The organism is Candidatus Neomarinimicrobiota bacterium (assembly GCA_041862535.1).
Taxonomy (GTDB): Bacteria; Fidelibacterota; Marinisomatia; order SCGC-AAA003-L08; family TS1B11.
Window position 1 is genome coordinate 1 of sequence record JBGVTM010000018.1, and the last position, 13,030, is coordinate 13,030.

A 13,030-nucleotide genomic window follows, 5' to 3' on the forward strand; every position below is an offset into this window, starting at 1 on the left:
TTTCCCTGGGTAAGCCTTATCCGGAAGAGAATATCTGTGTGGGAGGGCTTGACCTCGATCCGGGTGAGCAATTCATTTTTGCCGTGGGTAGAGAGGATAGCACCCTCCGTTCGTATGATCTGGTTGCTCAAAGGTGGAACTACAACCTGAAATTACCCGCCGAACCATATACCTGCCTGGTGCACTCCCAGCGGCCAGAAGCGTATGTTTCCCTTTGGGGCGGTTCCCGGGTCATGGTTTTCAGCCTGGCCGATGGACGGTTACTCGCGGAAATACCTACCGGCGATCATCCCAATGATATGGTATTGTCACTCGATGGCCGACGGCTTTTCGTTGCCAATGCCAATTTGAATACCGTTTCGGTGGTCGATCTGGATGCACGCAAGGTGGGAGAAACCATTGCTACCTCCCTGTCACCCCGGGCCCTTCCGGGCAGTACTCCCAACAGCGTGGCTATTTCACCTAACGGACAAACGCTTTACGTTGCCAATGCCGATAACAACTATGTGGCCGTGTTCGATATCTCACGCCCTGGCGCAACGGGTCCCAAGGGCTTTATACCCGTAGGTTGGTATCCGACCGCGGTGCGGGTTCTGCAATCGGGAGCTTTGCTGGTGCTGAACGGTAAAGGTCATGGAGGTTCCCGTGCCAACCCGGGCTTACCTGATATCTCCTTACCAGGACCCCGAGACGAAACATTCTTTGCTAATTACATCGGCAACATGTTCCGGGGATCACTCTCCTTTATCCCTGAGCCGGAACAGGAGCAGCTCCAGCAGTGGAGCCGGAAGGTCTACGCAAACACGCCCCAGGCACCGCCGGAACGCAAACCGGCCATCCAATTCAGGTTTTCATCCCATCCTATTCCTCGAAATATCGGTGATCCTTCGCCTATAAAATATGTATTCTATATCATCAAGGAGAACCGCACCTACGACCAGGTGTTTGGCGATATTCCGGAAGGCAACGGCGACTCATCCTTGTGTCTGTTTTCGGCACGGATAACTCCCAATCATCATGCGCTGGCACGGGAATTCGTATTGCTGGATAACCTGTATGCCAATGCCGAGGTCAGTGCGGATGGCCATGAATGGTCCATGGCTGCCTACGCCACCGATTACGTTGAGAAAACCTGGCCGGGACTTTATGGCGGCCACGGAGGTCAATATCCGTCGGAAGGATTAAGAGCAATTGCCGAGCCGGCTTCCGGGTACATTTGGGACGCATGCCGACGCACCGGCATTAGCTATCGTATCTATGGCGAATTCGTTCAATATGCCGACTGGGAACGCAAAGACACGGTAGTGACCAGACTGGAATCGCTGCAGGGCCATATCGCCCCCCTGTTCCCGCCTTATGACTTATCGATTGCCGATACGTCCCGCGCCCGCCTCTGGATGGAGGAGTTTGATACCTACGAAAGGAATGGTCAGCTCCCCCGGCTTCAGATCATTCGCCTGCCGAATGACCACACGGCCGGAACGCGCGAGAGCATGCCCACGCCCCGGGCGATGGTGGCCGATAACGATCTGGCTCTGGGCATGATTATTGACCGGATAAGCCACAGCCGTTTCTGGAAGGAGTCCGCCATTTTCGTCCTGGAAGATGACGCCCAGAACGGACCGGATCATGTGGATGCCCACCGGATGGTGGGCCTGGTTGTCAGCCCCTATACCCGGCGGCGGCACGTGGATAGCAATATGTATTCCACCACCAGCGTCTTGCGCACCATGCAGCTGATCCTGGGTCTACCGCCCATGAGCCAGTTCGATTCCGCCGCCTTGCCCATGTATGACTCATTCACTCATCGGGCCGATTTCACGCCGTACGACCACCACCCGGCTGTCATAGACCTCGATCAGATGAATCCCGATGGCGCCTACGGTCAATTGCGCTCGGCGGAGCTGAACCTTGCTGTGGAAGACGCCATTCCCGATGTGGAGTTCAACGAGATTGTCTGGAAAGCCATTCGAGGAGCCGACTCTGAAATGCCGGCTCCTGTCCGCAGCGCTTTCGTCCGGGCCTTTGAATGTACGTCGGCAAAGTAATGTGAGCTATTTATGCTTGAAACTAAGAGACACATTTTGTGTTTCCAAGGCTTAGCTGACGCCTAATCTGAAGCGTCCTTCGCTTGATTTTCTCCCGAACGTCCAGGATCTGTTTTCCCCTTCCTTCATAGACATCCATGGGCTTCAGGTTACTAAGCGATTCATGATACTGCTCGATCTTGCCCTGTGTCATGGGATGATACGGGGCTCCACGGGTATGCCTGATGCCCTACTCGGCCAGCAGTCCCGAAATCCCCTCCGGCATCTACATTGCCCGCCTGCTGGTCCCGCCGCAAGCGGGGTGACACCGGCATACAGCAAGCAGATTAAAATGGCGCTGGTGAAGTAAACGGATTGCAGGTGTGGAGAGTCTGATTTCGCGCCGTATGGTCAGCAGCTGAAGAGCTTGGGATCATGGATCTCCGGTGCATAAGCTTTGAACCGGATGCGTCCAGCGGTTAGTTTTTCAAGTTGTACCGGCAATTCTAATGGCGCCAGCAGTTCATTCAGCCAAGCAGAGAAAGCAGCCTCGGCGATTGGTCGCGTACATCGCCGTTTTCGGCTCGCTCTGGGGATTATCCGAAGCCACGCTTGGAACGGCGCTGCACCTGATGAGGATACCCTTTTCGGGGCTGATCATGACGGCCATTGCTCTTATCATTATCCTGATCGCACGTGCGTTTTATAACGCACCGGGTAGCACCATCTCCATCGCGCTGCTGGCAGCCATCATTAAAGCCCTGAGCATCAGCACGGTCAAGGTCGGGCCCATGATCGGCATTATTTCTGAGGGGCTGCTGGCCGAGGGTATACTCACACTTATAAGACCGGGAAGAACAGGATTCCTCATTGCGGGGCTCGCGCTTGGGATATATCCCCTCGTCCATAGTATCATTACCAAAACGATCCTGTTCGGGGCCGCCTTCATTCCGATGCTGATTGACACTGCGCGGGGTATTTCGGAGCGCTTCGGATACGGCATAGGCTGGCTGGCACTGGGTCTGTATGTGGTGCTGCATATAATCATTGGTGCCGGGGCCGCCCTGCTGGCCTGGAGTCTTTACAAACGCGTCAGCACGATTCTGAACCGTGGCATCTAGCAGCTCATGGTGGCAGTCAAAGCGCTTCTGGGTGTCATGTGCCCTGCTTTCAGGTCTGGTATTCTTATCTCGTGGTCCATATGTCATTATGACGGTGCTTCTGTTGCTCGTGGCTTTCACCTATCGGGGTGCACTTCGACCACTGACTAGTTACAAGTTCTGGATTCCGATTTCCCTGCTGATCGTCGTATTTCCCGTTTTCACCGGATATCAGGATCGGACCATTGTGGGAATCAGCTACAGCAGTGCCGTGTTGAATAAAACCATCCTCATGGCACTGCGGGGTATCACCATATATCTCCTTTTCCAGGTATTGACCACCGAGCTTCAAGGCGACACTCTGCGCAAGTGGCTGTCTCGATTTCGCATAGCACATCTAGGGGAAGCCTTCCACATGGCGCAAGGCATTCTCCCGCGCCTAAAAAGGATTGCTAAGGAACGCTATGATACGCTCCAGTCTGCAGGACCCAAGAAGCACACTCCTGCGGCCTATATAAATGCTGTGGGGACATTTTTAGCCGACCTTATCTTGATGGCGGAACAGATGGGCCTGGACACCGACGAAATGACCGAGCCTAGCCCGAATAGCTTTATCCAGGAGATAAGGGGGAAACAGCCTCCTTTGCTCATCATCCTGGTTGGCATACAGAGTACCGGCAAGACGACTTGGCTTAGTGAACTGGCTACCACGCTGAAGGAAGCGGGGGGAAAAGTGGATGGATTACTGGCGCCGAAGGAATTCGAAAGTAAAGGTCACTGGCATCACGTCCTTGAACGCATCAGTACCGGGGAGCGGCGTTCTCTGAATACCATGAAAAAGATAGAGACCCCAATCAAATTCGGCCGGTTCTTTTTCCGGCCCGAAACTATATCCTGGGGCTGTGAGCAGCTGGCTTCCGCCCGCCACACGGACTGGCTGATTATCGACGAGATCGGCCCCCTGGAGTTCCAGGGTGAAGGACTGCTGCCCGCCCTGCGCGATCTACTCCAGACGTTCACTGGATTCCTCGTGGTTTCTATGCGATCAGACGTGTATCAGAGATTGGAGCAACTGATCTCTGATCAGGTACCTTTTCTGCACACCTGGCCGCAGCACATTGTGCGGCTACCGGTGAGGAATGATAAGTAATGCTTCTCAAGCCGAATTTCACTTACCTGCGGGTTGCTCCATGAAAATAGCAGCCATTGTTCTCGCAGCCGGCTCTTCGGATAGAATGTCACCGGGAAACAAGCTGCTGCTACCGGTTCAAGGTAAGCCGATAATCATTAAGAGCCTTGACAACGTCATTCAGGCCGGATATGCCCCGGTTGTAGTAGTCCTCGGCTGCGAGATGGAATCAGTACGTGAAGTGTTGGTCGGGCGGCGCGTTGATGTAGCTGCAAATCCGGATTGGGAAAAGGGCCTGTCAAGCTCCATCAAGGTCGGGATCCGGTCTTTGCCTGAGAATCTGGCTGGCGCGCTCCTGATGCTGGCTGATATGCCCCTGGTGCAGGTGGCGACCTTGATAAACCTGAAAAAAAGGTTCCTTGCCGGTGATGGGACGAAGATCGTCTTTCCAACCTACGGCAAGCGCCAGGGGAATCCCGTTCTTTTTCCGGCGCGATTGTTTCCCGAACTGCTCGAACTGGAGGGTGAGCGAGGAGCGAAATCCCTTCTGCGTAAATACGCTGCCGATGCGGTTCCCGTCCCGGTCCAGTCAGATGAAGTGCTTATGGACTGCGATACGCCCGAGGATTATCGTCGGATACTCTCCCGGATAGAACAGCAGCCCCTCCAATAAGGGGCGGATTAGAGTCGGGAGATTCGTCTCCGGGCGCTTCTCAGTGGGGGCTTTTCTTGCTCAGGGCAGCAAAGCCATCGAGGATATCTTCTGCCTTGATGGGCAGGCTGCGGATGCGAACACCACAGGCGTTGTAGATAGCATTGACCACGGCCGGAGCCGGGGCATTAATGGGAATCTCGGCGACGGCCTTAGCTCCGAAGGGTCCGGTCGGTTCGTGGCCGGGTATGAATCGTACCACCAACTCGGGCATGTCCAGTGCGGTAAAGATGTGGTAGTTGGTGAAATCCGTATTGATGGGGGCTCCCTCCTCATCGAATATCATATATTCGGATAATGCCATCCCCAGCGCTTGTGGAATAGCCCCTTCCACCTGGCCTTCCGCCATCTGGGGATTGATGATCTGACCGGCATCAGTAATCGAAACGATCCGTTCCACCCGCACCAGACCGGTCTCGGTATCGACACTCACTTCCGCAAAGGTAGCATTGAAGGGGGGTGGCGAATCGTAGCTGAGATGCGACGCTGTAGCCATGATCTGCATCTGATCATCGGTGTACATGGACCGGGTACAGATTTCCTGGTACGATAACTGCTCACCGTTATCTGCCCGCACGAATCCGTTTTGGATGACGGCCCGGTCCGTCCCTAACAGCTTTTTCCCCTGCGAAAGGATCTGTTCCTTCACTTTCTCGGCCGCTTTCTTCACGGCGCCACCGGAAATATAGGTAGTGCTGGATGCGTACGCGCCGGTATCGAACGGTGTGAAGTCTGTATCAGACGAATAGACCACGATCCGCTGAACAGGTACTTCCAGAACCTCCGCAGCAATCTGCGCCAGCGCAGTATCGGAGCCCGTTCCCAGATCGGTTGCACCTACTAATAAATTGAAGCTGGCATCCTCATTCATTTTAAGGAATGCCGAGCCCATATCAATACCCGGGATTCCCGATCCCTGGCCAGCGACAGCTACGCCGATCCCCCGCCGAACAGGTCCGGTCTTTGCTCCCTGCCGAACCTTATCCCATCGTGTGCTCCCTCGGCCTTCCTCCAGGCAGGCTTTCAAGCCGGTGGAGTGCAGCACTATCGGATAGCCCTCACCTCCTTCTCCAAATACTTTCGCAATGGGGATCTCATCGCCCACCTCATAGCAGTTCCGCAAACGGAGTTCGATCGGATCAATGTTCAGTTCGGCTGCGATCTCGTCCATCAGGACTTCCATGGCGAAGATGCCTTGGGTAGTACCGTATCCCCGATAGGCACCCGCGATGGGCAGGTTTGTATACACAGCCTGGGCTTCCACCCGGATATTTGAACACCGATACAGGGAAAGGGTTTTTTGCGCCGTTACCGACATTACCGTGAGCGCATGGGGGGCATAGGCACCGCAGTTCTCGAGGATATTCATATCCACTGCTCGAAAAGTGCCCTTCTCATCGACCCCGACCTTGAGTCTGATGGTCATAGGGTGGCGGGCCCGGGCGGCATAGAATTCTTCTTCCCGGGTCATTTCCATCCGCGCCGGACGGCCGGTTTTCAGCGTGATGGCCGCGCACAGCTCCTCGTTCAGTATCTCCTGCTTGCCACCGAATGCGCCACCGATTCGCGGCTTGATGACCTGGATCTGCCCGATAGGTACATCCAGTAACTCGCTCACGATCCGCCGCACATGAAAGGGCACCTGGGTGGAGGTACGAATGATCAGGCGGCCGTTCGCGTCCAGCCAGGTGAGGGTGATGTGGGGCTCTATGTGGGCTTGCTGGACATAAGGAGTAGAGTACTCCCCTTCGAACACGTAAGTACTGGCTGCCAGCCCTTTCTCAGCATCACCCAGCTCTGCGTGCAGATACGACGCGATGTTGCGCTGAGCATCGTGGATGCCCCTGGGACCATCCTCCGGATGGATCACAACCGGATGGTCGATGGCCTCCCGGGGATCGAAGATAGCCGGCAGCTGTTCATAGTCCACCTGGATCTTGGCGAGGGCGGCCTGAGCAGCCTCGACTGTCTCGGCAGCTACTACCGCCACCCGGTCTCCCACAAAACGCACGGTTCGATCCAGGACCAGCATATCGCGGGGTGATGGCTCCGGGTACCCTTGCCCGGCAGAGGTATAGTAAAGCGGTTTGAAATCCTCGTGGGTGAGAACAGCCACTACACCGGTCATTTTGAGAGCATCTCTGGCATCAATGTGTTTGATCCGGGCATGCGCGTGGGGGCTGCGCAGGATCTTGAGATGTAACAGTCCTGGAAGCCGCAGGTCATCGGTAAATACCGGTTTACCCCGCACCAGGGCCGGCCCATCTACGCGTGGCGTTTTCTGTCCGACGACCTTCATCGGGGGAGCTTCCCGTTGGGAACCTTTTCCGCGCTTGGAATGATCACTGCTATTTCAGATCCATTGGTTGTGTTATGGTATATAGTGCTCACCCTGGTTCGCAGATTTTAGCTTTCTGGCTGCAACAACTGGCTTAACATACCCTGTACACCGGCAAAGATTCCCGGCTAGAGCTTCCCTGATAGAGTCTTCAGTGAGGGGCTTGCTTCCTCGCGATAAGGCTTCCAGAGAGACCAACATACCGGGCGTGCAGTAGCCGCATTGGATGGCACCTTCGTCGAGAAAGACCTCTTGAAGGGCTGTCAGCGATTGGTGTCCCCCAAACGATTCCAGGGTCTCAACCCGTTTCCCCCCTAAAGTATGCATTAAAATCAGGCAGGCATTATAGGCTTTGTCATTAATTAAGACCGCGCAGCTGCCGCACTCTCCATGCCCGCAACCGTATTTGACACTGTGGAGCTCTTCCGCCCGCAGGTATTCCAGGAGTAGCCGACCCGGCTCCTTCTCGGCCGTGACCCTTTTTCCATTCAGAGTAAAGGTGATTTTCATAGCTCTTCGATAATCCGCCTGAGCCCGACTTCGATGAGTTTCTGCTTGTACGCCTGAGACCCGTAGTGATCCGTTGAAAAATGTTCTACCGCAGCCGCTGCAGTCTCGGAAGCGAAATCCAGGGGTGATTCCTCACCGGAGAAGGCCCAGGTACTGATCCCATCTGCCCGGCCGCCTATCGAGATATCAATTCCCTTCTCTCGCCTGACTCCCACCACGATGACGAATGCGGGGGCTGAGGGTATCAGGGCAAAGCGCTGGATGGCGGTTCCCTCCAGGTGCGCAGTCTCAATCCTCGTAGCGGTAATAATACCGGTAGCATCCCAATTCCGGATGTCGATTTCCTGCGGATCGGCAGATACAATCCTGAGGGTGGCGCCTAGAGCATGGAGAAAGGTACACAACTCCGAGTCGGGTCGTGCTCGCGCTATTTCGCCACCTATTGTGCGCTGGTTGCGGATATTCTTGGAAGGACACGACCACCGTACGCAGGCAGTCAGGTTTGCCCAGCGCTCTTTTTTTAGATGCTCGAGTATGTTTTCCAGAGTCACGCCCGCGCCAATGTCTATACCATCCCCATTTTCAATAACATCTTGTCCTATCAGGTTATTGATGTCGATCAACGTGTCGATGTGCGGGGATTGCTCGGCAACTAGATAGGATCCACCAGCCAATACGACCTTCCGGCCTGGTACGAGATAGGTGATGGCCTGCTCTAATGAGGTTGGTCGTACAATGGTTTTTATCGAGGTCCACATGGTGCGTTAGATAGCCGTTCGCCCCTATTTTAGTGTCGGCTGGCCCCTTTTGTAATGGATACCGAAGTCAATGCCGGTTCGAACGCGTGCCCGCTCCAGCATGTCCCTGCTGAGTCGATTGTGTTTTCGGATCAGGTTCTCTTCGTCGAACTGAACCGAGCCCTTTTGAACCCGGATGATGCCATCTATGATCAGAACATCCACCGGTTTCAACCGGACTGTGAACACCAGCGCAGACAGGGGATCCGATTGGGCTCCGGCGTATTCGATCCCGTCAAGGGAAAAAAGGGCCACATCGGCCCTCATCCCCGGCGCCAACTGACCGATATCGTCCCTGCCCAATACCTGCGCTCCACCTGATGTGGCCATGCTTACGGCCTCACGGGCTGAGAGCCAGTTGGACTCATCTCTCAACCTTGATAACAATACAGCATTGTGGATTTCGGCCAACATATTACTTGAATCGTTGGATGCCGAACCATCAACAGCAAGGCTTACCTTGGCACCGGCGTTTAGCAGCTCTTTGATTCGAGCAATACCGGACCCCAGACGCATGTTTGAACTGGGGCAGTGGGATATCCCGACTCCCGCCGCCCCTAACGTCTTGATTTCGGTATCGTTCAGGTGTATCGCATGGGCGAACCAGCTGTGCCCGTTGACCCACCCCAGGGATTTGACATACTCGACCGGGCGCCGCCCGAACATCTTCAGGCAGAACTGTTCTTCATCGATTGTCTCTGCCAGGTGTGTGTGGAGTTGAAGGTGATGCTCCCGCGCATACTTCGCGGAGGTCCGCATCAGTTCCGCCGTCACAGAGAAAGGGGAACAGGGTGCCAGGGCGAGCCTCACCATTGCTCCGGGTTCGGGATCATGATAGGTCCTGACCAATCTTTCCGTATCCTTTTGAATTTCCTCTTCCGACTGGACCAGGTCGTCCGGCGGCAGACCACCGCCACTTTTCCCCAGGGACATGGAACCCCGTGTCGGATGGAAGCGGATGCCAAGCTCCCGGGCGGCCCTGATTTCGGCATCGATCAGCTCTGCTCCGGCCTGGGCAGGGAAGAGGTACAGATGATCGGCACTCGTGGACACGCCCGTCTTCATCAGCTCCAGCATTCCGGTGAGAGCGCTTACATACACCCCTTCTGCGGTTAGCTCCCGCCACACCTCATAATGGGCATTCAACCATTCAAATAATGGAGCGTCCTGCATCCGGGGGATGTTGCGGGTGAGGGTCTGGTATAAGTGATGATGAGTATTGACGAATCCGGGTAAGACGACCATTCCTGAGGCATCAATAGTCGTATCGGCGGGCCGGTTCAGCGGTTCCGGGCCAACCGATTGTATCACACCGCCCTCAATGAAAATATGGCCTCCGGTAAACTCCCGTTGCCCGTCATCCATAGTAGCCACGTACAGCGGCTGGTTGATCAGAATGGATCCCCGTTTGGCCATATGCGTCCTATCAGTGTTGAAAAAGTGGGAATTCCCTGAGCGATTTTAATAACACGAACATCTCGGCAGCTTCTCGGAAATCGACCCATTCCGTGGTCTCGGACTTGAATCGAAGGTCCTTAAGCGTAAAATTAGGCAGATCGAACCGGGCCTGTACAAGTTCAGTTTTATAGAGCAATCCTCCGTTCACCATCACCAGGGTAGCCTCGCCGCCGTCACGTTTGAACCGCAGCGTATCCTCCTTCAGAAAATGTCCTGACTCCTCCTGCTCATAGCTCCTTTCCGAAAGGAGAAACTTCGGCTTATCCCTGAACGGCGATCCGTTTGTAGGACAAAACGTAGTGCAGTTCCCGCATTCGTTGCAGAAGTCACCGATGTTAATGATTTGGTATCGTTGCTCGATGATGAAGCGCTCGAACCCTTCGAACTGCGCATCCTTACCTTCAGGTCTTGCCCTGGGGATGGTGAGCTCCTGTGGTTCGACCGGGTAGGATACATTAGCCAGGTTGGGGCATACCGTGACGCAGATATTACAGAACTCGTCACAGAAGAGACAGCGGGCGGCCTCCAGTTTGACCGACCCGGCATCCAAACCTGGGTGGACCGGCTCAAATCCACCTCGTGACTCCAACCCTAGTTCCGGAGCCGGCGGACCGTATTCCCGATAAGCTTGCTTCTGTTGTAAGTCCACTATGGTCACGTCTTTTCGGATTAGTGGTCTGCGACTTACATCATCACCCGATATCCGCTGAAGTATTTCCTCTGCTGCCCGCTTGCCGTCACTTATAGCGTTAATCAGCGTATTTGCACCCCGCACGGTGTCTCCGCCCGCGAAAATACCGGGATATTGGGTCTCGAATGAGGCTGGATTCACGTCCAGTGCTTGTTCCGGGAGAAAATCAAAGACGACCTCCTGCCCGATGGCGGGGATGATGGTATCCACGGGTAGCTGGAATTCGGATCCCGCGATCTTCACCGGTCGGGGACGGCCGCTATCATCCTTCTCACCCAGTCGCATACGGGCACAAACCAGAGTATGCACCGAACCATTGTCTAAAATAATGTTTTCAGGGGCCGTGAGCTCCTGGAGTTGAACACCCTCGGCCAGCAGGGCTTGAATCTCATCTACGGTAGCGGGCATTTCCTTCCTGGTGCGGCGATAGATAACGGTTACCTTGCCACCCTGGCCCACTAATCGGTGCGCAGTCCGGGCCGCATCTATGGCCGAGTCGCCGCCCCCGATCACAACTACCCTGCGTCCTAATGTCACGTGCCGTCCTTCGCGAACTGCGCGCAGGAAACTGAGCTGGTCAATCACTCCCTTCCCGTCTTCACCGGGTATTCCAAGTTTCTTGGCCTGCTGCGCGCCGACGGAAATATAGATGTAATTGTACCTCCGGCGTAGGTCGTCAAAAGCGGCCCGATCGATCATAGTATTGGCGTGCAGGCGGACTCCCAATGCCAGTATCTGATCAATATCCTTCTGGAGACCCCCCTCACTCAGGCGGAAGGCCGGGATGGCCTGGGCTGCCATACCGCCTGCTAAAGCGCTACTCTCAAACAGATGCACCTCCAGGCCCGCTCGGGCCAGGAAATAGGCGCAGGATAGTCCGGAGGGCCCGGCACCTACAATAGCCGCCTTATGTCCCGTACCCCGGGGGATGTTCAATTGCACCTTACCCGGGTGCTGCTCAGCGATGAATCGTTTGATCTCCCTGATCAGTAAGGGATTGTCGTAGTTGATGCGGGTACACTTGGGTTCGCAGAGGTGATTGCAAACCATCCCTGTGGTATGCGGCAGTGGATTGGCATCTAGAATGATCTCGTAAGCCCGATCCAGTTCGCCCCGCGCGGCATAGTATAGGTAAGTGGGAACGTCCTGATCCACCGCACAGGATGTCATGCAGGGTGCTCCGATGCAGTCGAATACGGTCAAGGGCCTGGCCGTTTTAATATTCGTATAGGGAACGTGCTGCTTCCGGTAAGGTCCGTCCTCAAGTACCCTGGCAGCGTAGGCCTGGAGATTTCGCCATCCAGCCTGCCTGACATCCTCACCGCCACCATTTCTGGATCGAATAAATCCTTCGATGCTCCGGGCACCTGATTTTCTGATGGCCTTATTGATTTCTTGAAGGTACTGCCTTAGCCGCGTCACTCCACCCGGCTTTAATAGATCGGAGCAGCTGGTCACGGGGCCCAGATTGCATGCCAGGGTATCGGCAGCGTTAAAACAGTCAACGCCGGCACAGAATGAGATGTCCAGTTGGCCCTCGAAATGATCTTGCAGTATCGCCGCTACTTGGATACTTAGTGGATGAAGCGCCCGGCCGCTCAAATACACCCTGCGCTCTTCTGCAGGGAGAAGGGTGGCGGTATTACAGACCTCCATGGTATTTGTGAGCTTCAGCCCGAAATGAACGCCCACTTCTGCCGCGCAGGCCTGGAGAGATTCAATCAGGGACAAGGCCTGATCCAGGTTCAGATCGTGTTCAAAGGCTGAATCGGGGACTTCCACCTCGTAGCCTAATTTCTCGTTCAGGATATTGCGAAGCTTTTCCGGCCCCAACAGGGTGGGATTCAATTTGATCGCTGTATGTAGTCGGCGTTCCTCGATAAAGTACCTGCCGATTTTCTCGATCTCGTCGGGAGGACAGCCGTGCATGGTCGAAAGAGTGATGTTATCACTGATCTGATCGGGGATATCCAGGCGACTCAGTCGAGGATACTGCGGGAGAAGTCTCTCCAACGCTGCCTCTTTTTCTACCCTGCAATCGATCATGCGGTCCAGATACTGCTGCATATTGGGCTTGAGTATCCCGGCCAGATCGTAACCCACACTCATATTGAATATGAAACCGGCCTCCTGGGGTCGTCCCCAATCCAGTTTGTCCCGCAGCATGTGAAGCAGGATCCACGCGTTCAGATATTCCGTAAAGGTCTCATCCAGGGTGAGTTCCTGGGACCATTCACAGTTGTAGCCCTCATCTTCCATATCGATGCA

Annotated in this window: 9 protein-coding genes and 1 pseudogene; 4 read left to right on the forward strand and 6 right to left on the reverse strand. The window is 55.0% G+C overall.

What is annotated here, in order from left to right; all coding sequences use genetic code 11:
• Positions 1-2,048 (forward strand): alkaline phosphatase family protein (locus ACETWG_00745; protein MFB0515116.1); only part of this gene is annotated, 2,048 nt, incomplete at its 5' end.
• Positions 2,049-2,070: 22 nt separating this feature from the next.
• Here the strand turns inward: ACETWG_00745 and ACETWG_00750 are convergent.
• Positions 2,071-2,277: pseudogene (locus ACETWG_00750) on the reverse strand (hypothetical protein).
• Between the two features lie 307 nt (positions 2,278-2,584).
• Between ACETWG_00750 and ACETWG_00755 the strand changes: the two are divergent.
• From ACETWG_00755 to ACETWG_00765, 3 genes are all read left to right on the forward strand, one after another.
• Complete coding sequence (locus ACETWG_00755; GenBank protein MFB0515117.1) at positions 2,585-3,148, forward strand: hypothetical protein; 564 nt, start codon at positions 2,585-2,587, stop codon at positions 3,146-3,148.
• Positions 3,149-3,236: 88 nt separating this feature from the next.
• The gene (locus ACETWG_00760; protein MFB0515118.1) at positions 3,237-4,277 is read left to right on the forward strand and encodes a nucleoside-triphosphatase; all 1,041 of its coding nucleotides are present in this window, start codon (positions 3,237-3,239) and stop codon (positions 4,275-4,277) included.
• A 40-nt stretch (positions 4,278-4,317) separates the two neighbouring features.
• Positions 4,318-4,929, forward strand: coding sequence for an NTP transferase domain-containing protein (locus tag ACETWG_00765; GenBank protein MFB0515119.1), 612 nt, complete (start codon positions 4,318-4,320; stop codon positions 4,927-4,929).
• Between the two features lie 40 nt (positions 4,930-4,969).
• Here the strand turns inward: ACETWG_00765 and ACETWG_00770 are convergent, their stop codons facing one another.
• The 5 genes from ACETWG_00770 to ACETWG_00790 form a co-directional block, all read right to left on the reverse strand.
• Positions 4,970-7,267, reverse strand: coding sequence for a xanthine dehydrogenase family protein molybdopterin-binding subunit (locus ACETWG_00770; GenBank protein ID MFB0515120.1), 2,298 nt, complete (start codon positions 7,265-7,267; stop codon positions 4,970-4,972).
• Between the two features lie 72 nt (positions 7,268-7,339).
• Positions 7,340-7,816 (reverse strand): (2Fe-2S)-binding protein, encoded by a 477-nt coding sequence (locus ACETWG_00775; protein MFB0515121.1) that lies wholly within the window; start codon positions 7,814-7,816, stop codon positions 7,340-7,342.
• Entirely contained in the window at positions 7,813-8,574 is a 762-nt protein-coding gene (locus ACETWG_00780) for an FAD binding domain-containing protein (GenBank protein MFB0515122.1), read from the reverse strand. Before ACETWG_00780 ends, ACETWG_00775 begins: the two co-directional genes overlap by 4 nt.
• A 24-nt stretch (positions 8,575-8,598) precedes the next feature.
• Positions 8,599-10,029, reverse strand: coding sequence for an 8-oxoguanine deaminase (locus ACETWG_00785; protein MFB0515123.1), 1,431 nt, complete (start codon positions 10,027-10,029; stop codon positions 8,599-8,601).
• Between the two features lie 10 nt (positions 10,030-10,039).
• Positions 10,040-13,030, reverse strand: a 2,991-nt coding sequence (locus tag ACETWG_00790; GenBank protein ID MFB0515124.1) for an FAD-dependent oxidoreductase, incomplete at its 5' end; no start/stop codon positions are given.